Here is a 25,805-nt window from a genome sequence, read left to right as displayed (position 1 = left end):
AATTAGGATCGCTCATGACTGATTTGTCGCGATTGCCTGCCGCTACCGGCGCGACCGAACCGCCGTTCCAGGATGCCCGCTCGGCCAAGGCATGGCTTATGCTATTGCCGTTGATCAATGCCCCGGTTGCGCATGGCGAGTTGCTTGAAGCCATCGAAGCCTTGGCGGATAGCTCGATCGCACCTTATGAAACGCTCAAGATCCTTGAGCTGTTGCGTGAGCCGATCCATCTGGTGCAAGGCTCGCTGATCGACCGCTTCCTCGGTCGTGCCCTGCCGCTGGCCCCGGACGAAGACAAGACCTGGTCGGGTGTATGTCAGCTATGGCAGGCGCTGGGTCAGGCTTATGCCCGTTGTTGGCGCGCGGCACTCGAAGGCTCCCCCGATACCGTTGACCACCAGGCGTTGCTGGCGCAACGCAGCCTGCGCTACCTGTGCTTGCAAGCGCGGGATTCGCTGCTGATTTTCCAGCCGATTCCGACCGCGCTATGGGCACAACTGTATAACTATTACGCGATTGCCGAATCGGCCGGGCTGGCTGAAAAACCGGCCAAGGACAGCCTGCTGACGCTGTCCGGCGTGGCAACACCGCAGCAAGTGTTCATCCACGCCTTGTTGCTGGCTGGTTCTGCGCCGTACCACTTCACCGGTCGTCAGATCCTTTGGCTCGACGAGCGGTTGCCGATGCTGGCGCAACGCGCGCCGCTGTCCGAAGAAGCCCCATCGCTGCCCGGTCGTGGCAGCTTGCAGATTCATCTCGACGAACCCGGTCCGCCGCGCCGCGTCGAGCCCCGCCTCACCGGCCCGGCGATCCGCGAACTCGATACCTACCAGTTGGCACAGGCGCTGTCGCGCCGGATCAAGCTGTTGCGCCAGGGCGAAAGCCCGGAAAAACTGGGTTTGGGCACGCAATTCGCCGCCAGCGTGGTCGAAAGCTTGCTGGTCGAGCTGTATCGCACTTGGTGCGAACACCCAAGCGAGCGTGCGATCCGTCACGATACCCAGCGCGAACTGCATGTTGTCTTCGGGTTGGCCAAACAAACTGCGTTGATCGGCGGCGCGGAGTTCGGCGCACCGGATGAAGCGCCAGCGAGCATGCGTGAGGAAGATGCGGTGCGGTTTGCGCTGTTTGGTCAGCGCTCGTCCTCCAGCCCCAAAACACACGCTGAGCTGCCGCCCAGAGAAGTCTGGCAAGTGCGCAATGAATCCGCGCAAGGCTTGCGCTTGGCACGCAAGGCGACTGGTGGCGCCCGGATTGCGCTGCAGCAGCTGCTTTCGGTCGAACTGGATGGCAAGTATTTCGCCGCCGTGGTGCGCTGGCTGCAGCAAGAGGAGTTCGAGGGCGAACGCTGGTTGTCGATTGGTGTCCGCTTGCTGCCAGGGCAGCCTGCCGCCGCCATGCTGCGACCGATTGAACTTGCCCATTCCGACCGTCGCGGCTGGAGCGAAGGGATGTCGCTGCCAGCGATTGCAGCGCTCAAGGCCCAACTGACTTTCCTCGTGCCGGTGGGCTGGTTCCGCCGTGGGCGTCTGATCGAATGGTGGGACGGAGAATTGATCCGCAAGATGCGTGTCGAAGCGCTGATCGAGCGCGGTGTCGATTACGAACGCGTGCATGTCGTCCCAGCGGGGCAAGCTCGCTGAGCTGCATCTCTGATCTGAGTTCGAAACAGCAAAAAAAAAGCCGTCGTGAGACGGCTTTTTTCTTGTGGGTTTCTTGTGGCCTGGCGTTGGTTTCTCGGTGCGCAGGCGAGAAAGTCCGCATGAAGCCAAGCTCGTCGTACTTTCCCCAATGCTGAATGTCCCGATTGGGGCGGCCTTGTAAGCGGAGCTATTGTTTGTGCATTGCACAACCCAATCCAAACCGCCCGGAGACCGCCATGCCGCTCGCATCGCTTCGTCAAGTGCTCGACCACGCCGCCGAAACCGGCTACGGCGTGCCTGCTTTCAACGTCAACAATATCGAACAGTTGCACGCCATCCTGCAGGCTGCCGAGGCGACTGATAGCCCGGTCATCCTGCAAGCGTCGGCCGGTGCGCGCCGCTATGCTGGCGAGATTTTCTTGCAAAAGATGATCGAAGCGGCGGTGGCCAGTTATCCGCAACTGGTCATCGTCATGCATCAGGATCACGGCACCACGCCGCAGGTCTGCCGTAGCGCGATGGACATGGGTTTCTCCAGCGTGATGATGGACGGTTCGCTGCGTGAAGATGGCGCGACGCCCGCCGATTACGACTACAACGTGGCGGTGACGCGTGAAGTGGTCAAATTCGCACATGAGCGTGGTGTATCGGTGGAAGGCGAGCTGGGCTGTCTTGGCCGCCTCGACACGGGCATGGGTGAAGCGGAAGACGGCGTTGGCGCTAACCGCGCCCTGAGCCACGCCGAGCTGCTCACCGATCCGCAAGAGGCCCGCCGCTTTGTCGAAGCCACCGGCGTCGATGCATTGGCCATCGCCATCGGCACCAGCCACGGTGCCTACAAGTTCTCCGCACCGCCGACTGGCGAAGTGCTGGCGATCGAGCGCATCAAGCAGATTCACGAAGCAATCCCGGAAACGCATCTGGTGCTGCATGGCTCGTCCAGCGTGCCGCAAGAGCTGCTGGAGCAAGTGCGCCACTACGGCGGCGATCTCAAGCCGACATGGGGCGTGCCGGTCGAAGAAATCCAGCGTGCAATCCGCTACGGCGTACGCAAGATCAACATCGATACCGATTTGCGCTTGGCGATGACCGGTGCGATTCGTCAGCACATGACTGAAAAGTCCGCCGACTTCGATCCGCGCAGCTACCTGAAACCAGCGATTGCCGCCATGCGCGCCGTCTGCGAGAGCCGCTTCGAAGCCTTTGGCACCGTGGGTCAGGGCTCGCGGATCGTACCGGTTTCGCTGGAAAAGATGGTGCAGCGCTACGCACGCCGTCGTCAGGCGGTTCCGGCTTAAAACCAGATACTGAGCCATAGGGGTAACCAAACCCGTTTGAGAAGAACATCTGTAGGAGCGAGCTTGCTCGCGATGGCAATGGCGGAATATTCAACGTTGCCATCGCGAGCAAGCTCGCTCCTACAACATCCCACGCCTTTGCTTTTCTACTGTGTTCTCAGCGAGATTTTCGGTTTTCGAGTCCAAGCCACGCGTCAGGCGCCGCTATACTCGCGGCATGAAAAAAACGCCGCCGTCATCGCCCCGTTTCGCCATCATCGACGCAGCACGCGGCTTCGCCGTGTGCATGATGATCGCCTACCATTTCTGCTACGACACCACCTACTTCGGCATCACGCACTTCCGGTTCCTGGTTGATCAGGGCTGGATCGTTTGGCGTACCGTGATCGTCACCAGCTTTCTGCTGCTGGTTGGGCTGAGCTTGGTTTTGGCGCAAAACCAGAGCCGCCGTGGGTTCACCAAACGCTGGCTGCAGATTGCCGGCGCGGCCTTGCTGGTCACCGCGGCCAGCCTGCAACTGTTTCCCAACGCGTATATCTACTTCGGCATCCTGCATTTCAACGCTTTGGCGGCGCTGATTGGCTTGGCTTGCCTGCGTTTGACGCGCAACGCTTTACTGGCGCTTTGTGCTGCTGCGCTGGCAGTCGGTTTGAGTGTTCAGCTCACGGCGTTCGATCCGAAGTGGATCAACTGGATTGGCCTGGTCGCCAACAAACCGCTCACCGAGGACTACGTACCGCTGCTGCCATGGATTGGCGTGGTGTTCTTGGGGATGGCGGTGGGCATGGCGTGGCGAGAGCGTGACTATCGCCTGGTCAGCGGGCTGGCAAAAGCCGGCGATGCCGCCCCGCGCTGGCTGAGATGGCTGGGCCGGCACAGCCTGGCGGCTTATCTGTTGCATCAGCCGATCTTGTTCGGTGGGTTTTATCTGGCGGGTTTCGGGCGCTGATTGTTTATTCGCCACCAGCGGCCAGCTGAAACCGTCTTGGCAGGCGCACGATAAATCGCGCACCACTTTCCGGCCGGTTCTGCGCCATGATGCGCCCGCCATGCGCTTCGATGATTTCGCGGCAGATTGCCAAGCCCAGCCCGGTGCCGCCACTTTGCGGCGCGCCAGCCTGAATGAACTTCTCGAAGATGTGTTCCAGCTCATCTGTCGGAATACCGGGGCCTTGGTCGGTGACTTCCAGTTGCAGCGCGTCCGGGCCGTCGTGGGTCAAGCGCAGCTGGATCAAGCCACCCTGCGGGCTGAACTTGATCGCGTTCGACACCAGATTGCGTACTACTTGGCCGATGCGGGATGGATCGCACCACGCTTCGTCATCCGTGGCCTCGCGGTAGGGCTCGATGGCGATTTGTTTGCGTGCGGCAATCTCCTGCAGTTCGGCGATCACGCCAAGCAAGATGCCGCCGAGCGGGTGCCGCCCGCAGTTGTAGGCCATCTTCCCTGATTCGAGCTTGGTCACATCCAGAATGTCGTTGACCATCGCCAGCATGCGTTCGCCCGAGTCGATGATGTTGTCGAAGTAGTGTTTGATCTTGGCCGGGTCGGCCGTCTCCGCCTTGTCCTGCCCCATGCGAGCGAAACTGAGAATGGCGTGCATCGGCGTCCGCAGCTCGTGCGATACATTGGAAACGAACTGGGTCTTGGCTTGATTGGCTGCATCGGCACGCTCCTTGGCTGCGCGCAGATCGGCGGTCTGGGTATGGACGATGTCTTGCAGGTGGTCACGGGCGCTACGCAGTTCCAGTTCGGCCAGTTTCAGGTCGGTGATGTCCCGCACCAGCCAGAGCACGCATTCCGGTTCGTCTTCGCGGGCGGGGCATTGCAGCGCGCGTGCTTCAAACCAGTGGGGTGTGCCGTTGATCAGGCGGGCATATTCGATACGTTGTGCTTCGCCCAGCTCCAGGCAATCGGCCAGCGCTGAGCGGGCTGCATCGGTATAGGTAGGCGGCACAGTTTCGAGCACGTTTTGGCCCTGCGGGTCGGCAGCGAACAGCTTGCCGCTGGCCCCGAATGCTTCCAGCACCACGCCCTGTGCATCCACGCGGAACACCGGGTCGGGCAGGATTCCGGATAGCGTGGCCAGACGGTCGGCACTGGCACGGGTGGCCTGCGCTTCGGTGGCGAGTTCTTCGGCGGCACGCAGCAGTTGTTTGTCCCGCTCGCCGACCGTATGCGCCATGCTGGTGAAGGCGCGTGCCAACTGGCCGAGTTCGTCATGGTCGGATGAGTTCAGCTTCACGGCGTAGTTGCCACCGCGTACCTGTTCGGCGGCATCGACCAGCCGGCGCAAGGGCTGTCCGACTTGCTGACGCAGCACCCAATACAGAATCAGCAACTCAAGCAGCAGCGACACAGCGCCCAATGCCAGTACAAAACGCGCATTGGAAAGCGCCACCGTGCGCAGCAGCTCGGTGGGATACACCACGACGAACAGCCAGTTCGGCCCGCGAATCTGCCCGACGCCGAGGAAGTAGTTGCCGTTTTCACTCGCCAGCACGGTTGGCGTGTCACGCACCGACTTGACCTGATTGATCAGCGCGCGCAACGCCGGGTCTTTGAGGCGTTCCACATCGAGACTGCCGCCAGCGTCGGCGATTTCCTTGGCCAGTTTGGGGTGAGCGATCAGCTGCCCATCCTGGCGGACGATCAGGTTGTAGGTGCCGCCGAGCCGTTGGTTGGCAGTACGCCGCACCAAGTCATCGATCACGATGTCTTCGCCGCCGGTGCCGACCCAGCGACCATCCAGATCGGCGACGGTAACGTGCGACACCATCCATTTCTTTGCGCCGTCGTCGAAGTAGACGCTGGTCCAGAACGGCTTGCGGCCGGGATTGCGCTTGGGGTCGGCACGCCAGACGGTTTCGTATTCCCAGATATTGGTTTTGGCGGTCGCCGTGGCACTCCAGTCGACGAACGGCGCGAAGTTGATCGACAGCTGCTCCGGCATGTTCATGAAGCTATCCAGAAAACGATTGGTGGTCAGTGGGCCCCATTCGGATAGCAAACCGTAGCCGGCCAGCACACGGCGGCGCAGGTCGGGCGTGATTGGCACATCCGCGCGCACGAAGACGGTGGCCTTGTGCTGGTAGTCGTTGATCGCTGACCGTACGCGCAGATTGCCGTCGGTGCCTTTGGCGAAGAGTGCGTCGAATTCTGTCTGTGGATCGGTATCGCCAAACGCCTTGAGCCGGCGCAGGTATTCGCTGGCGATCATGCCGGTCTGCGTTTCGGCCAGCAGGAATTGCTCGCTCTCCGCTTGTGCGCGAGCATCGACATAATTGCGCAGGCCGTCGAGATTGCGTTCGAGCTGGCTCTGGTACAGGTGCCAGTAGGTGGCGAGGGTGGCAGCGATAATGACGACGGCAATGCGCAGCCCCATGCGAACCAGCGACCGTCCGGACAGTGTGCCGTTGATGTAGTCGAGGAATCGCGAAGCAGCCATTCAGTTTTTATAGCCGAACGGTTTGCAGCTGACAGTGGGGCGATCCTTCCGGCCAGCGCCGAATTTGCATGTTCTCGCCACAAGAATACGGTGGCCTTATGCGATAATTCCGGCATGGATATGAATCTTTCCCAGCATTTTCTGATCGCGATGCCCAGTCTGGTCGATCCGATCTTCGCCAAAACGCTTGCCTATGTCTGCGATCACAACGACAAGGGCGCGATGGGCGTGATCGTCAACCGGCCACTGGGCATGACGCTGACCACCCTGTTCGAGCAGATCGACGTCGAACTGCACCGGCCGGATGTCGCCGAACTGGAAGTCTGCTTCGGCGGCCCGGTGCAGACCGATCGTGGTTTCGTGTTGCACACGCCGCTGGGCGACTGGCAATCGACGCTACCGGTCAACGACGGCATGGGCCTCACCACCTCCAAGGACATCTTGCTGGCGGTTGGCGAAGGTTCCGGCCCGGAAAAGATGTTCGTCACGCTCGGCTACGCCGGCTGGGAAGCCGGTCAGCTGGAAAGCGAAATCGCGCAGAATGCGTGGCTGTCGGTCGAGGCCGACCCGAGCATCATCTTCTCGCTGCCGGCTGAAGAGCGGTACGAGGCGGCGCTCAAGCTCTTGGGCGTCGACATGGCCATGCTCTCGGACGAGGCAGGGCACGCTTGAGTACGGTGCTGGCGTTCGACTTCGGCGCGGCGCGTATCGGCGTTGCGATGGGCAGTACGGAGCTGGGCATTCCGCACCCGGTCGAAACCATCGCCGCCACTGACAATGACACCCGTTTTTCCCGCATTGAAGCGCTGATCCGCGAGTGGCAGCCAACGCAGCTGGTGGTTGGGCTGCCCTTGACCGAAGACGGCGAGGAGCAGGATTCCAGCCGCCTGGCGCGCAAGTTCGCCAATCGCCTGCATGGCCGCTTCAGTCTGCCGGTCGCGCTGGTCGATGAGCGCTATACCTCCGCCGCCGCCAGCGAAGCGCTGAACCAGAGTGGCCTGAAAGGTCGCAAGCAGAAGACCGCGCTCGATCAGGTTGCCGCAATGCAGATTTTGCAGTCTTACTTCGATGCCCCGCCGGCGTTGTCGCCGCTGGTGGAGTAGCTGAAGTCCCCCTTGGAGTCACCATGGCCTACAACCCGCAATTGAATGCGGCAGGGGAGTTGATCCACCTGCTGACCCCGGAAGGACTGCCCAAGCGCATCCTCACCCAGATTCTTGATCGCGCCGCCGAATATGTGGCCGCTGGCGATGCCGGCAACAAGAAGTTCACCACGCTGGCCGGGCGCTCGGTGTTCAACCTATTTTTCGAGAACAGCACTCGCACCCGTACTACGTTCGAAATCGCTGCCAAGCGGCTGTCCGCCGATGTGACCAGCCTGAACATTCAAGCATCCAGCACCGCCAAGGGCGAGACGCTGCTCGACACCATCCAGAACCTCGAAGCGATGGGCGCGGACGTGTTCGTCGTGCGCCATGCGCAATCGGGCGCACCGTACCTGATCGCCAAACATGTGAAGCCGGGCATTGCCGTAGTCAACGCGGGCGATGGCCGCCATGCCCACCCGACGCAAGCGCTGCTGGACATGTATACCATTCGCCACTTCAAGGGCGACTTTACCAAGCTGCGCGTCGCCATCGTCGGCGACATCCTGCACTCGCGCGTGGCGCGCTCGGATATTCACGCACTGACCACGCTTGGCTGCCCGGAAGTGCGCGTGATTGCACCGAAAACACTGTTGCCGACCGGCATCGAAAGCTTGGGCGTGCACGTGTATCACGACATGGCCGAGGGCCTGCAAGACGTCGACGTGATCATCATGTTGCGGCTGCAGAACGAGCGCATGAGCGGTGCTTTCCTGCCGTCCACGCAAGAATTCTTCAAGTACTACGGCCTGACGCCGGAAAAACTCGCGCTCGCCAAGCCGGATGCAATCGTGATGCACCCCGGCCCGATGAACCGCGGCGTCGAGATTGACTCCGCCGTCGCCGATGGCAAGCAGGCGGTGATCCTGCCGCAAGTCACCTTCGGCATCGCCGTGCGCATGGCCGTGATGGCGATCGTTTCTGAAAATCAGCGGGGGCAGCAACAATGAAGCAGACCATCATCCGCAACGGCCGCCTGATCGACCCGACGCACGGCACGGATACCAAGGCTGACTTGTATCTGGCCGACGGCAAGATCGTCGGCGTCGGCGCTGCGCCGACTGGTTTTCACGCCGAACAAGAGATCGATGCGGCTGGCCTGATCGTTGCGCCGGGCCTGGTCGATCTGGCTGCCCGCCTGCGTGAGCCGGGCTTTGAATACAAGGCGACGCTGCCGTCCGAAATGGCCGCAGCCGTGGCTGGTGGTGTGACCAGCATCGTCTGCCCGCCGGATACTGATCCGCCGCTCGATGAACCGGGCCTCGTCACCATGTTGCGCCAGCGTGCCAAGGCGCATGATCTGGCGCGGTTGTACCCGGTCGGTGCGCTCACGGTCGGCCTCAAGGGCAAGGAAATCACCGAGATGGCGCAGCTGCGCGAGGCCGGCTGCGTGGCCTTCTCGCAAGGCGATGTGCCGATTGCCGACCTGCAGGTGCTTTACCGCGCCATGCAATACGCCGCGACGTTTGGTTTCGAGCTGCGTTTGCGGCCGGAAGAAGCCAGCCTGGTGAATGACGGTGTGGCGCACGATGGCGAATACGCCTCTCGCCTCGGCCTGACCGGCATCCCAGTGATTGCCGAAACGCTGGCGATTGCGCAGATCGTGCAACTGATGCGCGCCACCGGTTGCCGCGTGCATATCGCCCGCCTGTCTAGCGCTGCTGGCATCGAACTGGTGCGCACCGCCAAGCGGGAAGGGCTGCCGCTGACTTGCGACGTGGACATCAACCACATCCATCTGGCCGACGTCGACATCGGCTATTTCGATAGTCACTACCGCTTTGACCCGCCACTGCGTAGCGTGCGTGACCGCAATGCGATTGCCGCCGCACTGGCCGACGGCACCATCGACGCAATCTGCTCCGATCACAGCCCGATGGATGACGATTCCAAGTTGTTGCCGTTCGCCGAAGCAGAACCCGGCGCGACGGGGCTGGAGCTGCTGCTGCCGTTGACCTTGGCTTGGGCTGAGCGCAGCGGCGTTGCATTGCCGGCCGCATTGGCCAAGATCAGTAGCGTCCCGGCGCAGAAACTCGGTTTCGAGGCGGCGCTTACCGTCGGTAGCCGCGCCGATCTGGTGTTGTTCGACCCGGATGCGACCTGGCAAGTGACGCCGCAAACATTGAAGAGCCAGGGCAAGAACACGCCGTTTTCCGGCATGGAAGTGAAGGGCCAAGCACGCTTTACCTTCGTGAAGGGCAAGCTGGTTTATCAGGCGGCTTGAGCATTCACGGACTGTAGGGCGGGTTAGCAGCTTGCTGCGTAACCCGCCCTACAAGATTTTGTTAGGTTGCTCAAACAGCCGTCTTGGGGGCTTTCCCCGGTTTGGAGCCTTGAGCATGCGCAGCTATACTGGTTCCGTTATCAAACAATTGTTTTAAATTGTTCAGGAGTCCACCATGTCCGACCTCGCAGCCCGTTTCAAGGCCGCTTCCGAAGCCGTCACCGAACTCAACGAACCGCCTACCACGCAGGACAAGCTCAAGCTCTACGGGCTGTTCAAACAAGCGACCGATGGCGATGTCACTGGTGACCGCCCGGGGGCGCTCAACTTCGTGGCCCAAGCCAAGTACGATGGCTGGGCGAAGTTCAAGGGCAAGACCAGCGATGAGGCGATGCAGCTGTACATCGATCTGGTCGAAGAGCTGAAGAAGAACGATAGCTGATCTTCTATAGCCGCCAGCCCAATAAAAAAGCGACCTTCTGGTCGCTTTTTTATTGGTGTCGCTGCGGGTGGAACCGATCAGCTTTGCGCGGCGATCAGCTGTTCCACTTCGTTCCAGTGCGGCGCGTAGGCACCGTGTTGGCGGCATGCGGTTGCGGCGGTGGCGGCCGAGAAGGCCAGATGGGACTCGAGCGGTGCATCCGGGCGCTGCAGCAGGCTGGCCATCCAGCCGCCCATGCTGGCGTCGCCTGCACCAACGGTATCGGCGACTTCGACTTTGAAAACGGGCCGGGCAATCGTGCCCTCCGGCGTGATCAGCTCAATGCCCGAAGCGCCACGTGTGAACAGGATGTGGGCGGTGGGATTCCAGTCGCGCAGGGTCGCAACGGCTTGCGCTTCGCTTTGACCCTTGAACAGATGACCGACGTCTTCGTCGGAAATCTTGATGTAGTCAGCCAGCTTGGCCATTTGCTGCAGGATGGGCTGGTAGCCTGCATCCATCAATGCGCGGTAGTTCGGGTCGAAGGCGATGCGCTTGCCGGCAGCTTTGACTTGGCCGGCGAGCGCCACCAGACGATCGGCCAACGGTTGCCGGTACAGACTGATCGAGCCAAAGTGCACGATCTCGGCATCATCCAGCCAGCCGCCGGGCAGTTTCGCGATATCAAAATGCAGATCGGCGCTGTCGTCGCCAACAAAGAAGTAATGCGGCGGGTGTTTGGAGGTGACCATCGCAAGGAACGGCGATTTGTCCACGCGCTGCAAAAAGCGCAGATCCAGCCCGGCCGTTTCGGATAGCTGCGCCAGCTCGTCACCCAAGGTATCGCGACTGATTGCGCCGGCGAAGCCGGTCGGCACGCCCAATTGGGCGCCCACGCGAGCGACATTCCAGCATGAACCGCCGGCAATCGCCCGCCAGTGGCTGCCTTCTTCGCGGATGAAATCGGTCAGTGCTTCGCCGAAAACGACATAGCGCGCGCCCATGGAACACTCCTGATTGCAATCGGTAGAGGGTAGCGATTGTGCGTGGGTTTGATAACAAGGTGAAGTGCTTAGAATTGGCTTGAAGTTGGCTTGGAAAGCGGTTCTTGATGCTTGCGCAGAGGCTCGCTCTCTACTGCTCAATCAGCCATCGATCATGCTGCCCTCGGGCATCGGCATGACTTCGGGGTTTTCAAGTAAGCGGCGGAAACCGGCCTCGTCGAGCGGGCGGCTGAACAAGTAACCCTGGATCGCGTCAGTCTGGGCACGGCGCAGGAATTCCAGCTGCAACGGCGTTTCCACCCCTTCAGCCAGTACCGACATGCCGAGCGTTTTGCCGAGCCCGATGATGGCGAGCACGATGGCGGCGTCGTTGGCATCGGTGGCGATATCGCGCACAAAACTCTGGTCGACCTTGATCTTGTCGAAGGCAAAGCGCTTCAGGTAGGACAAGCTGGAGTAGCCGGTCCCGAAGTCGTCGATGGATAGCTTCACCCCCAGTTGCTTGAGGCCATGCAGCATGCTCATCACGTGCTCGACCTCCTGCATGACTACCGATTCGGTGACTTCCAGCTCCAGGTAGCGTGGTTCGAGCCCTGCGTCCGCCATTGCTTCGGCGACGATATCGAGCAGGTTGGCCTGGTGCAGTTGCAGCGGCGAGAGGTTGACCGCCATGGTGATGCCCGGCAATCCCGCTGCTTGCCAGGCCGCTGCCTGCCGACACGCCTGTTGCAGTACCCAGTTGCCGATGGGGACGATCATCCGTGATTCTTCTGCCACCGGGATGAACTTGGCCGGCGGGATCAGCCCGTGTTCCGGGTGGTGCCAGCGAATCAGTGCTTCGGCACCAATCAACTTGCCGTCTTTCAGGCTGACCTGCGGCTGGTAATACAGCTCGAATTCACCATTGGAGAGCGCTTGGCGCATGCTGGTTTCCAGCACCAGCCGCTCTGAAGCCCGCTCGTTCATGTCGGCAGTGAAATACTGGCAGTTGTTGCGGCCGTTCGACTTGGCCTGGTACATCGCCACATCGGCATTGCGGATCAGCGTATCCGGGTCATTGCCGTCGTCCGGATAGACGCTGATGCCGATCGATGTCGTGGTGGCAAACCCCCCCGCTTCCAGCTCGAAGGGTTCGGAAAAGGTCTCCAGCAGGTGCTCGGCCATATCGCGGGCCTGCAGCACATCCTTGATCTCGGTGAGCACCAGCACGAACTCGTCGCCACCCAGCCGCGCCAGAATGTCCGAGCGCCGTACGGACTTTTTCAGGCGGTCTGCAACCTGATTCAGCACTTGATCGCCGGCGGCATGACCCAGCGAATCGTTGATGGTCTTGAACCGGTCCAGATCAAGGAAGAGCACGGCCAACTTGCGCTCGAACCGCTCCGCCGCTGCCAACGCCAATCGCAGCTCGTCGCGTAGCAGGTTGCGGTTGGCCAAGCCGGTCACTGTGTCGAAATTGGCCAGTTCGGTGATCCGCTCTTGCGCCGCTTTGCGCTCGGTGATGTCGGTCACCGTGCCGATCAGCCGGTTGGGCCGGTTGCGGTTGTCGAATTCGACGAATTTGCCTTGGGACTGGAACCAGCGATAAGCGCCCGATTTCACGCGGCGGCGGAATTCGATGGTGAATTGCGGCGATGCACCGGTGTAGTAGTCGCGGAAGGCGGAGACGACCAGATCGCGGTCGGCCGGGTGCAGCTGCTCTTTCCATTTGTCGAAGGTTTCGACCAGCTCGCCCGGCTCGAACCCGAGCAGCTTGTCGTATTCCGGGCTGGTGACGGCGTTGCGGCGGTTGTCGAGCGGCATGTCGAACAGGCCGGTGCTGGAGGCTTCCAGCGCAAGGCGCAACTGCTGTTCGCTTTTGATGATGGCTTCTTCGGCGATGCGGCGTTCCGAGATATCGCGGACCACCGCGCAGTTGTATTCCTGCTTCTTGAAGACGATGTAGGTTGAGTAAACCTCGGTCGGGAACTCCTCGCCGCCGCGCGTGCGAAGCGTCACTTCGTCGAACAGATGCTTGTTGGAGCGCAGTTTGTCCCAGAAGCGGGGCCAGATATCCGGGCGGAAGGTCGGGTTGATGTCGCGAAAGCGCATCGATAGCAGTTCGTGCTCGCTGTAGCCGAGCCGGGTGCAGGCGGTGGTGTTGACGTAACGGATCTGACCGGCCGGGTCGAGCCAGATGGCCAGGTCGGCGCCGCGCTCGACCGAGGCTTTGGTGAGGTATAGGTCTTCTTCGGTGCGTTCCTGGCGTTCGATCTGGCGCATCAGGTAGAGCATCAGCAGCGAGCCGGACAGCACTGCAACAAAGCTGATGGCCGCGTTGAGCGCGCTTTCGTGTTGCCACGGCTGCAGCACCTGCTCACGGTCGATGCCGACCAGCACGCCCAGCGGCAGGCCGGAGACGCGCCGCCAGCCGTAGATGCGCGTGATGTGTTCGCTGGTACTGGTTTCAGTGAACGAGCCGCTATCGGCTTGGCGGAAGGCGTTATCGAAAAAGCGCCGTGCGGAGAGATCACGGCCGGGGGTTTGATCGTCGAGCGGGTAGTGCGCCAGCGAGACGCCATCGTCGCGAAACAGGTCGATGACGATATCGCGGTTCTGGCTGATGGTCTGATAGAAGTGCTTGAAATAGCCCGGATCGAGGCCGGCGATCAAGACGCCGACAAAATGACCCTGTTTGTCCGAGATGCCGGTGGTGATCGGGATGATATCGGTGGTACCGGTCGGGTCTTGCTGCTGTTCGGCGATGTAATAAGGCGAGGTGGGCTGCGAGCGGGCGACCTGAAAGTAGTGCGCCTGTGCCAGGCTGTGCGATGGCACCGGGTGCATCAGGCTCGATGCGGCCAGCGTGCCGTCGTCATAGGCGATGGAGAGCGAAGAGAGTTGTGGTGTGCGGTTGATCTGGCGCAGCAGATAGGCATGCAGGCAGGCGCTGTCGTGCGCGGCGGTGCAGAGCTTGAAGATTTCATCCTGCTGGATGGAAAACAGCAGGTTCACCGTGCTATCGAGCGTGCGCCCGACGTGCTCGTCCATGGTGTGCGCCAGCGTCAGCATCTGGGTATTGGCGCTGCTGACCGTCTCGCGATAGCTGTGGTAGATCGACCAGCCTACCGCGCCGGCAAAGAACAGCAGCACGCTCAGCGACAGGATGACCAGCACGTGCCGGATCTTGCCGAACGAGCGAACGCTTTCCTGATCGGGCTGGATGGCCACAGGGAGGGTCACTGCGCTTTCCTTGATCGCGATATCTTTTTCATTGTGGGCGAAAGGGTGACCATTGCAACTTTAGAAAGCGGGTCGGACGCGATTACTCGGCGGCTTGGTTATTTAACGACGACCGCCTGCAGATTATGTTCGCCGGTGACACGTTCAGCCGCAGCCAGCGCACTTTGCCGATCCGGGAACGGCCCGAGGCGAACGCGATGCAGCGTTCCCGCAGTCTGGATCACGACGCGTGCACCGCCATCGTCCAGCATGCTGGAGAGCTTGTCGCGGAATGCTTCGGCGTTGCTTTGGTTGCTGAACGCGCCAAGCTGCAGGTAAATGCCGTCGTCTGCGGTGGCAACCGGCACTTTTTCCGGCATGGCAGGGCTGGGGGGCGGCGCTACCGGGGGCGGGGTGGTCTGGCTGGCGCTGGCCACGACGCTGGTTGGCGCATCGGATGGCAACAGGCTTTCCACCTGCAATTCGGTGCTGCCATTCATCGCGTAACCCAGCCGGCAGGCGGCCAGGAACGATAAATCCATGACGCGGCCCTTGTGGAAAGGGCCCCGGTCGTTCACGCGCACGATGACGCTGCGGCCATTTTTCAGATTGGTGACGCGGGCGTAGCTGGGGATGGGCAGGGTGGGATGGGCGGCAGTCATGGCGAACATGTCGTAGACCTCGCCGCTGGATGTCTTCTGGCCGTGGAACTTGCGGCCGTACCAGGAGCCGGTGCCGGTTTCCTTGAGCACACCCGGCGTTTTCATCGGGGTGAAATTGAGCCCGAGCACGCTGTAGGGATTATTGGCGAAGCGGTTGAGCGGTTCCCAGCGTGGTACGGGTTCCGGTGTCAGGTCGAGCCCGGCGGGCAGGTCGGACATCGGGCCGTCATCTTTGTAGAAGCCGCCTTTGCCCACGCTGCTGGGGGCGTAGACACAAGAGTAGGGGGACGGCGTGCCAACGGGGGCGGTGCTGGGTTGGGTGGCGGGCGCGGTCGGCCGTTCTGCCACCGGAGCCGGTTGACGCGGTGCTGTGCCGCAGGCTGCAAGCAGTGATACCAAGAGCGCCAAGCTCACCCATCCAGCAACCCGCTTTTCCACCTCGCCCCTCACACCTGACTCCTCACGCCTTCATTAATTTCTTGTCGCGGTTGATGCTCATCAGGATGCCGAAACCGGTCAGGATCGACACCATCGACGTGCCGCCATACGACACCAAGGGCAGCGGTACACCCACCACCGGCAGAATACCGGACACCATGCCCATGTTGACGAAGGCATAGGTAAAGAAATTGAGCGCGATCGCACCGGCCAGCAGGCGGCCAAACAGGGTCGACGCGCTATTGGCGATGGTCAGGCCACGAATGATCACCAGCAGGTACAGCGTCAGCAGGATCGCATTGCCCAAGAGGCCAAATTCCTCGCCGAATACGGCGAAGATGAAGTCGGTGGTGCGTTCGGGGATGAAGTCGAGGTGGGTCTGGGTGCCATTCAGCCAGCCCTTGCCGAGCAAGCCGCCCGAACCGATGGCAATTGTGCCTTGGATGATGTGGTAGCCCGCGCCGAGCGGGTCCTGCATCGGATCGAGCATGGTGGCAACGCGGCGGCATTGGTACTCGTGCAACAGATGAATGCACAGGTCCCAATGCATGACGGTATAGGCCATACCGCCGCCAGCCAGGATCATCAGCCCGATCAGTCGCCAGCTCAGCCCGGCGAAGAACAGGATGTAAAAGCCGGATGAGGCGATCAACAGGCCGGTGCCCAGATCCGGCTGTTTCAGGATGAGGCCGACCGGCAGCACCAGCAGTGCTGCCGCTGCAAGAAAGTGCTTCCAGTTGAGATGAGCCTCGAAATGGTGGAAGTACCACGCCAGCATCAGCGGCATGGCGATCCGCATCAATTCGGAGGGCTGGATGCGCGTGATGCCGACATTGAGCCAGCGCGTCGCGCCGTGGCTGGTCACGCCCAAGCCCGGCACATTCACCAACACCAGCAGCAGCACGCCCAATACATACGCCGGCAGCGCAAGGCGCATCAGGTTCTGTTGCGACACATTGGCAATCAGCCACATGGCCGCGACAGCCACACCCATGAAGGTGGTCTTGTCCATCACCTTGTCGATATCGCGGTTCGATGCCGAATACAGCAGCACGACCGATAGCCCGAACACCAGCAGGGTGAACAGGAACAACCACGGATCGATGGGTTGTTTGATGCGATTCCACAGCTGCTTAATCATCAGTCACGCTCTCTACATCGGATGCGCTGATTGCCGGTGCTTTCGGCTCTTTGCCGAGCAGGTAGTAGTCCAGCACCTGCCGGGCGATCGGGGCCGCCGCTGCCGCGCCAAAACCGCCGTTTTCCACCAATACAGCGAGCGCAATCTTCGGGTCGTTGGCTGGCGCATAGGCGATGAACCACGCATGGTCGCGCAGGCGTTTCTTGGTGCCGCTCTCGCTGTACTTGCCGCCCTTGAGGCTGAATACCTGCGCCGTGCCGGTCTTGCCGGCGGCTTCATATTGCGCACCGGCAAACGCCCGCGCGCCGGTCCCTTCCTTGACGACGCCGACCATGGCGCGATGGATCACGTCGAGGTTTTCCTGCTTGAACGGGAGCGTCTTGGTAGGTTTCGGCTCAATGGCAGTCTTGGTGCCATTGGTGGTGTTTTCGATGAACTGCACCAAGTGTGGTTTGAACATCACGCCGTTATTGGCCAGCGTGGCGGTCGCATGGGCCATCTGCAGCGGGGTGTAGGCGTTGTAGCCCTGGCCGATGCCGATCGAGATGGTTTCGCCGGCGAACCACTTCTGTTGCGCCGGGTTCTTGAAACGTTTTTTCTTCCACTCCGGGCTGGGTAGCACGCCGGTGACTTCACCATCGATATCGATGCCGGTCTGCGAGCCGAAATCGAACAGCCCCATGAAGCGGGAGATGTTATCGATGCCCATGGTGTTGGCGAGCGAGTAGTAATAGCTGTCGCAAGACACCACGATGGATTTGTACATATCCACCATGCCGTGCCCGCCGACCTTGTCGTCGCGGAACTGGTGGCCGCCGAACCAGAAGAAACCGGGGTCGGGGAAGGCGTAGCCGGCTGCGCGGAAGTGGCCTTCGAGTGCGCCGAGTGCCATGAAGGGCTTGAAGGTCGAGCCAGGTGGATAAGTGCCGCGCAACGCCCGGTTGTTCAACGGCTTATCCGGCGATTCGTTCAGGTCTTTCCAGTTCTGCGGGTCGATCCCATCGACAAACAGGTTGGGGTCGTAACCGGGCTTGGAGACGAACGACAGCACGCCGCCGGTTTTCGGGTCGATCGCAACCAGCGCACCGGTGTTGTCGCCAAATGCTTTTTCGGCGATCTGCTGCAGCTTGATATCGACCGAGAGAATCAGGTTCTCGCCCGGCGCTGGTTGCGTGCGGCGCAGGGTGCGCACGGCTCGACCGCCAGAGTCGATTTCGACTTCTTCAAAGCCGGTAGTGCCGTGCAATTGCTCTTCATACGATTGCTCGATGCCGAGCTTGCCGATGTGATCGGTGCCGCGATAGTTGGCAAGCTGGCCGGCGTCTTCGAGGTCGGTCAGATCCTGGTCGTTGATGCGGCCGATATAGCCGATCAGGTGGCTGGCGATTTCGCCCATCGGATACTGGCGGAACAGGCGCGCTTTCACTTCGATACCGGGGAATTGGTAGCTGTTGGCGGCGAAGCGGGCGACTTCCTCGTCAGTCAGACGGGTCTTGATCGGCAGCGATTCGAAATCCTTGGTTTCCTCCATCAGCTTCTTGAAGCGACGGCGATCCTTGGGCGTGATTTCGATGATCTGGTTCAAGCGTTGGATGCTGGCTTCCAGATTGTCCGGCAGCTTGGAGGGCGTGATTTCCAGCGTATAGGCTGAATAGTTGTGCGCCAGCACGATGCCGTTGCGATCCTTGATGATGCCGCGTGATGGCTGGATCGGCACCAGCGAGATCCGGTTGGCTTCGGCCAGGGTCTGGTATTTGTCATGCTGCAGCGCCTGCAGCCAGATGAAGCGGGCGAACAGGACGCCAAACAAGGCCAGCACGAACAGCGCGGCGACCACGATGCGCAATTGAAACGCATAGCGCTCGCTATTCGGATTCTTCAGCTCATTGGTAGAGGGCGGGCGAACGCGGCCCTTGATGGGGCGGGAGAACATCGCGCGCTGGCGTTGGTATTTCATGACTGATGGGTCGCAACGGGAATCACAGGGAGTCGGACAGCGGCTTGCGTTGATGCGACAACATCAGGTTCGACAGGGGCGTCCACAGCACGGCAGCCAGGATATTGCCGACGAAGTAACCCCAGCCGATAAAGCTCGCACCCAGCGAAAACTGGATCAACAGCATGATGGTCTGGCCGAGCGTGAGCAGCCCGAGCACGACCAGTGCCTGTTGCCAGAACGGGAAGACAGCGAATAGCCGCTGGCGCGACAGGATCAGGTAGGTGATCACGGAGTAGGCAAGGGCGTGTTGACCGAGTACGTTGCCATCGCCCACGTCCATCACGATGCCCAACAGGAAGGCCCAACCCACGCCAACCCGGCGCGGCTGGTTGAGCGTCCAGTACAACACCATCAGCGCGACGAAATCGGGCGATAGGTTGGAGACGCTGCTTTGCCACGGCAATAGATTGATCAGTAGCGCCAGCGCAAAGCTGAGTGCAATGACCCATACGCTGACTGGGCGCAGAATCTGGCTGGAAACGGGCATCAGCGGCCTCTTTTTTTCGCAACGGGAGCCGAAGCGGGGGCCTCGGCGGGGTAGGGCGGGCGCGCGGCGGGCGGTTCGAGCAACAGCAGGAAGCGATGTTGATCGATCTCGGCCAGCGGCACGCAGATGATGCGCGCAAATGAGGTCGCCTGGCGATCAACCTTGATCACTTTCGCAACGGGTAGTCCGGCTGGATACAAGCCATCGATGCCGGATGTACGCAGGATATCGCCCGGTTCGATGTCGGCGTTCGGCGCCAGATTATGGATTTCCAGCGGCTGGGCGCGGCCCATTCCGTACACGACCGTGCGCAGCTGATTGCGTGCGACCTCGACCGGCACCATGTGGTTCCGATCCGAAATCAGCCGTACTTCACTGGTCAAGGGCTGTACGCGCACCACCTGGCCGACGACGCCTTTGGCATCGATGGCGACCTGACCGCTGCGCACGCCTTGCTTGTCGCCGCGATCGACGATCAATTTGGCGGAGAACGGGTCGCGGCCGTTGTAGAGAATCTCGACCAATTGCGTCGCTTGCGGCTGCGAAGCTTGGGTGGCGGTTAGTTGACGCAGGTGGCGATTTTCTTCTTCCAGCGCGGTCAACTGCATCGCCTGGGCCTGGGCAGCAAGCTGCGCATCGTGCAGCTCGCGGTTTTCAGCCAGCAACTGTGTTTGTTTGGTGAAGAAGTCATTCGTGGTGCGGACGGCCGAGAATGGGGCCGTGGCGAGCCATTGCAAGGGGTAGAGCAGAATTGAAACCTGCTCGCGCACGCGGCCGAGCATGGCAAAACGTGCGTCACCCACGATGAGGACGAATGACAGGGCCGAGAAGATCAGAAGCCGCGTGAGCGGCTTCGGTCCCTGCTTGAAAAAGGCGGGTTGAGTCGATTGCATTGATGAGTGAGGCAGTAAGGGGTGAGGTGTGAGGTGGCGGAGCGGTATATCCAACCCACTAGATTAGATAGAACACGCTCCTCACGCCTCGCGTTTCACTCAATCATTCGTGAAGATGGCCGTAGCCTTGTCCAGTTTTTCCAGCGCCTTGCCCGAGCCGCGCACCACGCAGGTCAGCGGATCGTCGGCAACGATCACTGGCAGGCCGGTTTCTTCCATCAGCAGGCGATCCAGGTCACGCAGTAACGCGCCACCGCCGGTCAGTACCATGCCCTTTTCGGCGATATCAGCGCCCAGTTCCGGTGGGGTTTGTTCCAGCGCTTGCTTCACGGCCGATACGATCTGGTTTAGCGGTTCGGTCAGCGCTTCGAGGATTTCATTCGAGGAAATGGTGAAAGCACGCGGAATACCTTCGGCCAGATTGCGACCCTTCACTTCCATTTCACGCACTTCTGCGCCGGGGAAGGCGGAGCCGATGCGCTTCTTGATTTCTTCGGCGGTGGTTTCGCCGATCAGCATGCCGTAGTTGCGGCGGATGTAGTTGATGATGGATTCATCGAACTTGTCGCCGCCGACGCGCACGCTGGATGCATAAACGATGCCGCCGAGCGAGATCACGCCCACTTCGGTGGTGCCGCCGCCGATGTCGACCACCATCGAGCCAGTGGCTTCTTCGACCGGCAGGCCCGCGCCAATGGCAGCGGCCATTGGTTCCTCAATCAGCTCGACCTTGCGCGCACCGGCACCCAACGCGGATTCGCGGATGGCGCGACGTTCAACCTGGGTAGAGCCGCAGGGAACGCAAATGACGATACGGGGAGGGGAGGAGAAGAGACGGCTGGGATTAACTTTCTTGATGAACTGCTTGAGCATCTGCTCGGTGATGGTGAAGTCGGCGATCACGCCGTCTTTCATCGGGCGGATCGCGGTAATGCTGCCCGGCGTGCGGCCCAGCATCTTCTTGGCTTCCGCGCCGACGGCAAGAATCGTTTTTTTGCCGGAAGGGCCGCCTTCTTGCTGTATGGCAACAACGGACGGCTCGTCGAGGACGATGCCCTTGCCTTGCATGTAAATCAGCGTATTGGCGGTGCCAAGGTCGATGGCAATGTCGTTGGCGAAATAGCCGGAAAGGAGACCAAACATCGGTGTGCTCGCAGTGTGAAATCGGGTATGGGAGTTGCGCCCCGGCCAGCTTGGGCGGGGAGGCCCGTCGGTTTGGGCGAATCAAGGGCGGTATGATACCCTAAGGCGCTGACGTTAATGAAGGTTTAGAGGGGGAGAATTACCGCCATGTCCCTATCACTGGACGACGTACGGCGCATCGCCAAACTGGCCCGCATCGCCGTATCCGACGAAGAAATTGCTGCAACGCACACACAGCTTAATCGCATCTTCGGTTTGATTGAAGAAATGCGTGCAGTTGATACCACCGGCATCGAACCGATGGCCCATGCGCAAGATGTCGCGCTGCGCCTGCGAGATGACGCCGCCACGGCCCCCAATCGCCGCGAAGCCTTCCAGGCGGTCGCACCCGCGGTTGAGAACGGCCTCTATCTGGTTCCCAAAGTCATTGAGTGAGGCGTGAGGGGGAAGGAGTGAGGGGTAAACCTGCTCTTCACTCCCACTGCGCCTCACGCTAACGCTCTTATATCCCAAAGCGCCATGCAAACAATCAAACAGCTTTCCGATCTGCTTGCCGCCGGCAAGACATCGGCCGTCGAGCTCGCGCAGGACTACCTGGCGAAGATCGATACGCTCAACCCGAAGCTCAACGCTTTCGTCACGGTCGATGCGGACAAAACGCTTGCCGAAGCCCGCGCCGCAGATGTTTTGCGCGCGGCAGGCAACGCGCCGCTCGCCGGGGTGCCGTTCGGCCACAAGGACATCTTCTGTGCCGAAGGCTGGAAGACCACGTGCGGCTCGAAGATGCTCGACAACTTCGTCTCGCCCTACGATTCCACCGTCGTCGCCAAGATGAAGGCTGCTGGCCTCGTCACCTTGGGCCGGTTGAATATGGACGAATTCGCCATGGGCTCGTCCAACGAAAACAGCTTCTACGGTGCCGTAAAAAACCCGTGGGACTTGAACGCCGTGCCGGGCGGCAGCTCGGGTGGTTCTGCCGCCGCCGTTGCCGCGGGCCTCGTCCCGGCCGCGACCGGTACCGATACCGGCGGCTCGATCCGCCAGCCAGCCAGCTTCTGCGGCATCACCGGCATCAAGCCGACCTATGGCATCGTCAGCCGTTACGGCATGGTGGCGTTTGCCTCGTCGCTCGATCAGGGCGGCCCGATGGCGCATACCGCCGAAGACTGCGCACTGCTGCTGAACGTAATGGCCGGTTTCGACGAACGTGATTCGACCAGCCTGGAACACGCCAAGGAAGACTACACGCGTGATCTGAATGTCCCACTTGCTGGTCTGCGTGTCGGCCTGCCGCGTGAATACTTTGCGGAAGGTCTGGCGAGCGATGTCGCCGCCGCGATCGAGACCGCGATTGCCGAGCTGAAAAAACTCGGTGCGACCGTGGTCGAAATCAGCCTGCCCAACACCAAGCTCGCCATCCCGGCTTATTACGTGATCGCCCCGGCCGAAGCGTCGAGCAATCTGTCTCGTTTCGATGGCGTCCGTTACGGCCACCGCGCTGCGGACTATGACGGCCTGACCGAAATGTATGAAAAGACCCGCGCCGAAGGTTTCGGCTGGGAAGTGAAGCGCCGCATTCTGACCGGTGCCTACGTGCTCTCCCACGGTTACTACGACGCCTATTACCTGCAAGCGCAAAAGATTCGCCGCATCATCGCCAACGATTTCCAGTCCGCCTTCGCGCATTGCGATGTGATCGCCGGCCCTGTCGCGCCAAACACCGCTTGGAACCTGGGTGAGAAGAACGCCGATCCGGTCGCGATGTATCTGGAAGACATCTACACGCTGGGCGTCAATCTTGCCGGTTTGCCGGGCATGAGCGTGCCGGTAGGTTTCGGCTCGAACGGTCGCCCGGTCGGCATGCAATTGATCGGCAACTATTTTGGCGAAGCGAAGATGCTGAATGTGGCTTATCAGTTCCAGCAAGCGACGGATTGGCATCTGAAAGCGCCGACGCTGTAAGCGGCTGTTTGGGTCAACCATGACTGACGCAGATATCGCGCACCTTGAAGCGTTGGCCCTGTCGGCATGGCCGGCGCTGCAAACCGAACTGCTGGATGGTTGGGTGTTGCGTTTTGCTGACGGGTATACCAAGCGTGCCAATTCAATCAGCCCGCTTTATGCCGGTGCTTTGCCGAATGCGGACAAACTGGCTTATGCCGAGCAGCGATTCAGGGCGGCCGGATTGCCCTGTGTATTCAAGCAAACCGGGCTGGCGCTGGAACTGGATGCTTTGCTCGACGAACGTGGTTATGAAGTGGTCGAGCCGTCCAGTGTCCAGACCACCCGGCTTGCGGGCCAACTGCTGAGTTTCGATGCGGACGTGGCTTTGTGTTCGTCGCTTGAAATGCCGTGGTTTGCCGCGTTTGCAAACATGAGCGGACTGGACGGCAAGTTGCGTGATGCGGCTGGAAAGCTGCTGCTGAGCTACAAGGCACCGGTCGTGTTCGGCATGTTATTGGAGAACGGCGAGGCGAAATGTTGCGGCTTTGCCGTGCGGCAGTGGGATAGCGTGTTGTTGTTCGACATCGTGACTACACCGCTGGCGCGTCGTCAGGGTTACGCCCGCCGCTTGGTCAGTAGCTTGCTGGCCTGGGGCCGTGAAACCGGTGCAACGCAAGGACTGCTGCAAGTGGTGGCCGCAAATGCGCCGGCTGTCGAGCTATACGCTGGTTTTGGTTTTGCCGAGCAGTATCAATATTGGTATCGCCGTCAGCCATGCTGACGACGATCGAACGAAGAAGAGAGCAGACACCATGAAATGGGAAGTCGTCATCGGGCTGGAAGTACACACCCAGCTCACAACGAAATCGAAGATTTTCTCGCCGGCCAGTACGGCCTTTGGCGCAGAGCCGAACACGCAGACCGCCGTGGTCGATATCGCCTTGCCCGGCGCACTGCCGGTGATGAACCGTGCCGCAGTGGAAAAGGCGATCCAGTTCGGCCTCGCCATTGGTGCCAAGGTTAATCAGCGCTCCATCTTTGCGCGCAAGAATTACTTCTATCCGGATTTGCCCAAGGGCTATCAGATTTCGCAGTTCGAACTGCCGGTGGTCGAGGGCGGCCAGATCACGATCAATGTGGATGGCGTCGACAAGGTCATCAACCTCACCCGCGCGCATCTGGAAGAAGATGCGGGCAAGAGCCTGCACGGGGATTTTCAGCACCAGACTGGTATTGATTTGAATCGCGCCGGTACGCCGCTGCTCGAGATCGTCTCCGAACCGGAAATGCGCTCGGCTGCCGAAGCAGTCGCCTACGCCAAAGCGCTATATTCGCTGGTGACCTGGATCGGGATTTGCGACGGCAATATGCAGGAAGGCAGCTTTCGCTGCGACGTGAACGTCTCCGTCCGCCCGGAAGGCCAGAAGGAATTCGGCACCCGCCGCGAAATCAAGAACCTGAACAGCTTCCGATTCATCGAGCAGGCGATCAAATACGAAGTGCAATGGCAGATCGGCGAGATCGAAGACGGCCGCAAGATCCAGCAGGCCACCATCCTGTTCGATCCGGATACTGGCGAGACACGCATGATGCGCAGCAAGGAAGACGCGCACGATTACCGCTACTTCCCCGATCCCGATTTGCCGCCGCTGGTGATCTCGAACGAATGGTTGGAGCGCGTGAGGTCCGAACTGCCGGAATTGCCTGTTGCGATGCAGGTGCGCTTTCAGCAGCAATATGGCATTCCGGCTTATGACGCCGCCACGCTGACCAGCTCGAAGGCGCTCGCCGCCTATTACGAAGCGGCAGTTGCTGCCGGTGCCGATGCCAAGCTGGCCTCCAACTGGATCATGGGCGATATCTCTGCCACCTTGAACCGCGAGGAAAAAGACATCGACGCCAGCCCGGTTTCCGCTGTTGCCCTGGCTGGCCTGATCAAGCGCGTGATGGATAGCACCATCAACAACAAGACCGCCAAGGACGTGCTCAAGAAGATGTGGGAGGCGGGGGCGACTGACGCGACTGCCGCTGACGTCATCATCGAGCGTGACGGCCTAAAGCAAGAGACCGATACCGGTGCGATTGAAGCAATTGTCGATGCCGTGCTTGCAGCCAATCCGAAAGCCATCGAGGAATATCGTGCCGGCAAGGAAAAGGCGCTGAATTCGCTGGTGGGGCAGGTGATGAAGGGCAGCGGTGGCAAGGCCAATCCGGCCATGGCGCTGGAGTTGCTGAAGAAGAAAGTGGGTTGACTGTTAATTCTAATAAATGAACAGGCTGATGTGTTCAAGGTGGGGATGTGTCCTGTTTTGACGCACAGCCAATATTTAATGATTCTGAGGATTTGATTCAATGCGCAAGAAGATATTGATGGCGGTGTTGCTCGCGGGTTCGTCGGCTGCTTATGCCGATTACAGCGGCACGATCAGCGGCGTGGTTTGCTATACGTTTACAAATATTTGCCAGATTAAGACCAGCACCACCTATACCGGGGCGGCTTGTTCCACTCAAGCGGCTTGGCCACTTACTTTTGATGGCACCACATCTACAGGTAAAAACATTCTGGCCACTCTCCTTGCCGCTCAAGCTTCACAACGATCAGTCGTTATTGGCGGGCTTGGTACATGTAATTTGGCGGCTGGTTCCGAGGACGTACGGCACGTATATATTTCTCCGTAACTGGATCGACTGCTTGCCAAATGAAGGCGTTGAA

At 60.6% G+C, this 25,805-nt stretch carries 22 protein-coding genes; 13 read left to right on the top strand and 9 right to left on the bottom strand.

Annotation, left to right across the window (positions count from 1 at the left end):
- Positions 1–14: 14 nt before the first annotated feature.
- From BR41_RS19320 to BR41_RS19310, 3 genes are all read left to right on the top strand, one after another.
- The gene (locus BR41_RS19320) at positions 15–1,643 is read left to right on the top strand and encodes a cyclic-di-GMP receptor FimW-related protein (protein ID WP_035060336.1); all 1,629 of its coding nucleotides are present in this window, start codon (positions 15–17) and stop codon (positions 1,641–1,643) included.
- Between the two features lie 236 nt (positions 1,644–1,879).
- Positions 1,880–2,941: a class II fructose-bisphosphate aldolase gene (gene fba / locus BR41_RS19315; RefSeq protein ID WP_035060335.1), complete on the top strand. Its 1,062-nt coding sequence runs from the start codon at positions 1,880–1,882 to the stop codon at positions 2,939–2,941.
- A gap of 217 nt (positions 2,942–3,158) precedes the next feature.
- Positions 3,159–3,890: a heparan-alpha-glucosaminide N-acetyltransferase gene (locus tag BR41_RS19310; RefSeq protein ID WP_035060333.1), complete on the top strand. Its 732-nt coding sequence runs from the start codon at positions 3,159–3,161 to the stop codon at positions 3,888–3,890.
- Between the two features lie 4 nt (positions 3,891–3,894).
- Here BR41_RS19310 and BR41_RS19305 read toward each other — a convergent pair whose 3' ends face one another.
- Positions 3,895–6,390: a sensor histidine kinase gene (locus BR41_RS19305; RefSeq protein ID WP_035060330.1), complete on the bottom strand. Its 2,496-nt coding sequence runs from the start codon at positions 6,388–6,390 to the stop codon at positions 3,895–3,897.
- Between the two features lie 114 nt (positions 6,391–6,504).
- Here BR41_RS19305 and BR41_RS19300 point away from each other — a divergent pair, with 114 nt between their 5' ends.
- The 5 genes from BR41_RS19300 to BR41_RS19280 all read left to right on the top strand — a co-directional run bounded on the left by BR41_RS19300 (position 6,505) and on the right by BR41_RS19280 (position 10,201).
- Positions 6,505–7,062 carry a YqgE/AlgH family protein gene (locus BR41_RS19300; protein ID WP_035060328.1) on the top strand — a complete coding sequence of 186 codons (558 nt, stop codon included), beginning with the start codon at positions 6,505–6,507 and terminating at the stop codon, positions 7,060–7,062.
- Positions 7,059–7,493 carry a Holliday junction resolvase RuvX gene (ruvX, locus tag BR41_RS19295; RefSeq protein ID WP_035060326.1) on the top strand — a complete coding sequence of 145 codons (435 nt, stop codon included), beginning with the start codon at positions 7,059–7,061 and terminating at the stop codon, positions 7,491–7,493. Before BR41_RS19300 ends, ruvX begins: the two co-directional genes overlap by 4 nt.
- 23 nt (positions 7,494–7,516) lie before the next feature.
- Entirely contained in the window at positions 7,517–8,485 is a 969-nt protein-coding gene (locus BR41_RS19290) for an aspartate carbamoyltransferase catalytic subunit (RefSeq protein ID WP_035060323.1), read from the top strand.
- A complete protein-coding gene (locus tag BR41_RS19285; protein ID WP_035060321.1) occupies positions 8,482–9,759 on the top strand; it encodes a dihydroorotase in 1,278 nt (425 codons plus the stop codon). The genes BR41_RS19290 and BR41_RS19285 overlap by 4 nt, the downstream gene beginning before the upstream one ends.
- A gap of 175 nt (positions 9,760–9,934) precedes the next feature.
- Complete coding sequence (locus BR41_RS19280; RefSeq protein ID WP_035060319.1) at positions 9,935–10,201, top strand: acyl-CoA-binding protein; 267 nt, start codon at positions 9,935–9,937, stop codon at positions 10,199–10,201.
- A 77-nt stretch (positions 10,202–10,278) separates the two neighbouring features.
- Here the strand turns inward: BR41_RS19280 and BR41_RS19275 are convergent, their stop codons facing one another.
- The 8 genes from BR41_RS19275 to BR41_RS19240 all read right to left on the bottom strand — a co-directional run bounded on the left by BR41_RS19275 (position 10,279) and on the right by BR41_RS19240 (position 21,148).
- Positions 10,279–11,184, bottom strand: coding sequence for a carbohydrate kinase family protein (locus BR41_RS19275; protein WP_035060316.1), 906 nt, complete (start codon positions 11,182–11,184; stop codon positions 10,279–10,281).
- Between the two features lie 141 nt (positions 11,185–11,325).
- Positions 11,326–14,406 carry a bifunctional diguanylate cyclase/phosphodiesterase gene (locus tag BR41_RS23210; protein WP_156970800.1) on the bottom strand — a complete coding sequence of 1,027 codons (3,081 nt, stop codon included), beginning with the start codon at positions 14,404–14,406 and terminating at the stop codon, positions 11,326–11,328.
- Between the two features lie 98 nt (positions 14,407–14,504).
- Positions 14,505–15,455 (bottom strand): septal ring lytic transglycosylase RlpA family protein, encoded by a 951-nt coding sequence (locus BR41_RS19265; RefSeq protein ID WP_211251812.1) that lies wholly within the window; start codon positions 15,453–15,455, stop codon positions 14,505–14,507.
- 52 nt (positions 15,456–15,507) lie between these two features.
- Entirely contained in the window at positions 15,508–16,626 is a 1,119-nt protein-coding gene (rodA, locus tag BR41_RS19260) for a rod shape-determining protein RodA (RefSeq protein ID WP_035060312.1), read from the bottom strand.
- Positions 16,619–18,583, bottom strand: a complete 1,965-nt coding sequence (gene mrdA / locus BR41_RS19255) for a penicillin-binding protein 2 (protein ID WP_211251811.1) — start codon at positions 18,581–18,583, stop codon at positions 16,619–16,621. Before mrdA ends, rodA begins: the two co-directional genes overlap by 8 nt.
- 22 nt (positions 18,584–18,605) lie before the next feature.
- The gene (gene mreD, locus BR41_RS19250; protein ID WP_035060310.1) at positions 18,606–19,112 is read right to left on the bottom strand and encodes a rod shape-determining protein MreD; all 507 of its coding nucleotides are present in this window, start codon (positions 19,110–19,112) and stop codon (positions 18,606–18,608) included.
- A complete protein-coding gene (gene mreC / locus BR41_RS19245) occupies positions 19,112–20,005 on the bottom strand; it encodes a rod shape-determining protein MreC (protein ID WP_035060308.1) in 894 nt (297 codons plus the stop codon). Before mreC ends, mreD begins: the two co-directional genes overlap by 1 nt.
- A 99-nt stretch (positions 20,006–20,104) precedes the next feature.
- The gene (locus BR41_RS19240) at positions 20,105–21,148 is read right to left on the bottom strand and encodes a rod shape-determining protein (RefSeq protein ID WP_035060306.1); all 1,044 of its coding nucleotides are present in this window, start codon (positions 21,146–21,148) and stop codon (positions 20,105–20,107) included.
- A 147-nt stretch (positions 21,149–21,295) separates the two neighbouring features.
- Here BR41_RS19240 and gatC point away from each other — a divergent pair, with 147 nt between their 5' ends.
- The 5 genes from gatC to BR41_RS24350 all read left to right on the top strand — a co-directional run bounded on the left by gatC (position 21,296) and on the right by BR41_RS24350 (position 25,771).
- Positions 21,296–21,583, top strand: a complete 288-nt coding sequence (gene gatC, locus BR41_RS19235) for an Asp-tRNA(Asn)/Glu-tRNA(Gln) amidotransferase subunit GatC (protein ID WP_035060304.1) — start codon at positions 21,296–21,298, stop codon at positions 21,581–21,583.
- Positions 21,584–21,667: 84 nt separating this feature from the next.
- Positions 21,668–23,110, top strand: coding sequence for an Asp-tRNA(Asn)/Glu-tRNA(Gln) amidotransferase subunit GatA (gene gatA, locus BR41_RS19230; RefSeq protein WP_035060303.1), 1,443 nt, complete (start codon positions 21,668–21,670; stop codon positions 23,108–23,110).
- A gap of 19 nt (positions 23,111–23,129) precedes the next feature.
- Positions 23,130–23,873 (top strand): GNAT family N-acetyltransferase, encoded by a 744-nt coding sequence (locus tag BR41_RS19225; RefSeq protein ID WP_035060302.1) that lies wholly within the window; start codon positions 23,130–23,132, stop codon positions 23,871–23,873.
- Positions 23,874–23,904: 31 nt separating this feature from the next.
- On the top strand, positions 23,905–25,344 hold the full coding sequence (gatB, locus tag BR41_RS19220) for an Asp-tRNA(Asn)/Glu-tRNA(Gln) amidotransferase subunit GatB (RefSeq protein WP_035060300.1): 1,440 nt from the start codon (positions 23,905–23,907) through the stop codon (positions 25,342–25,344).
- Between the two features lie 100 nt (positions 25,345–25,444).
- Complete coding sequence (locus BR41_RS24350; protein WP_156970799.1) at positions 25,445–25,771, top strand: hypothetical protein; 327 nt, start codon at positions 25,445–25,447, stop codon at positions 25,769–25,771.
- The last annotated feature ends 34 nt before the right edge of the window (positions 25,772–25,805 follow it).

It is taken from the genome of Andreprevotia chitinilytica DSM 18519, from assembly GCF_000711875.1.
Classification (GTDB): domain Bacteria; phylum Pseudomonadota; class Gammaproteobacteria; order Burkholderiales; family Chitinibacteraceae; genus Andreprevotia; species Andreprevotia chitinilytica.
Note: the sequence above shows the minus strand (reverse complement) of the source record. Positions and strands in the feature narration are given on the sequence as shown.

Bases quoted from the DNA above. Each gene is read 5' to 3' on its own strand.
- mreC (WP_035060308.1), bottom strand. From the start codon at position 20,005: ATGCAATCGACTCAACCCGCCTTTTTCAAGCAGGGACCGAAGCCGCTC.
- mrdA (WP_211251811.1), bottom strand. From the start codon at position 18,583: ATGAAATACCAACGCCAGCGCGCGATGTTCTCCCGCCCCATCAAGGGC.
- BR41_RS19240 (WP_035060306.1), bottom strand. From the start codon at position 21,148: ATGTTTGGTCTCCTTTCCGGCTATTTCGCCAACGACATTGCCATCGAC.
- BR41_RS19275 (WP_035060316.1), bottom strand. From the start codon at position 11,184: ATGGGCGCGCGCTATGTCGTTTTCGGCGAAGCACTGACCGATTTCATC.
- gatC (WP_035060304.1), top strand. From the start codon at position 21,296: ATGTCCCTATCACTGGACGACGTACGGCGCATCGCCAAACTGGCCCGC.
- BR41_RS19280 (WP_035060319.1), top strand. From the start codon at position 9,935: ATGTCCGACCTCGCAGCCCGTTTCAAGGCCGCTTCCGAAGCCGTCACC.
- gatB (WP_035060300.1), top strand. From the start codon at position 23,905: ATGAAATGGGAAGTCGTCATCGGGCTGGAAGTACACACCCAGCTCACA.
- gatA (WP_035060303.1), top strand. From the start codon at position 21,668: ATGCAAACAATCAAACAGCTTTCCGATCTGCTTGCCGCCGGCAAGACA.
- BR41_RS24350 (WP_156970799.1), top strand. From the start codon at position 25,445: ATGCGCAAGAAGATATTGATGGCGGTGTTGCTCGCGGGTTCGTCGGCT.
- fba (WP_035060335.1), top strand. From the start codon at position 1,880: ATGCCGCTCGCATCGCTTCGTCAAGTGCTCGACCACGCCGCCGAAACC.
- BR41_RS19225 (WP_035060302.1), top strand. From the start codon at position 23,130: ATGACTGACGCAGATATCGCGCACCTTGAAGCGTTGGCCCTGTCGGCA.
- rodA (WP_035060312.1), bottom strand. From the start codon at position 16,626: ATGATTAAGCAGCTGTGGAATCGCATCAAACAACCCATCGATCCGTGG.
- BR41_RS19285 (WP_035060321.1), top strand. From the start codon at position 8,482: ATGAAGCAGACCATCATCCGCAACGGCCGCCTGATCGACCCGACGCAC.
- mreD (WP_035060310.1), bottom strand. From the start codon at position 19,112: ATGCCCGTTTCCAGCCAGATTCTGCGCCCAGTCAGCGTATGGGTCATT.
- BR41_RS19310 (WP_035060333.1), top strand. From the start codon at position 3,159: ATGAAAAAAACGCCGCCGTCATCGCCCCGTTTCGCCATCATCGACGCA.
- BR41_RS19300 (WP_035060328.1), top strand. From the start codon at position 6,505: ATGGATATGAATCTTTCCCAGCATTTTCTGATCGCGATGCCCAGTCTG.
- BR41_RS19305 (WP_035060330.1), bottom strand. From the start codon at position 6,390: ATGGCTGCTTCGCGATTCCTCGACTACATCAACGGCACACTGTCCGGA.
- BR41_RS19320 (WP_035060336.1), top strand. From the start codon at position 15: ATGACTGATTTGTCGCGATTGCCTGCCGCTACCGGCGCGACCGAACCG.
- BR41_RS19290 (WP_035060323.1), top strand. From the start codon at position 7,517: ATGGCCTACAACCCGCAATTGAATGCGGCAGGGGAGTTGATCCACCTG.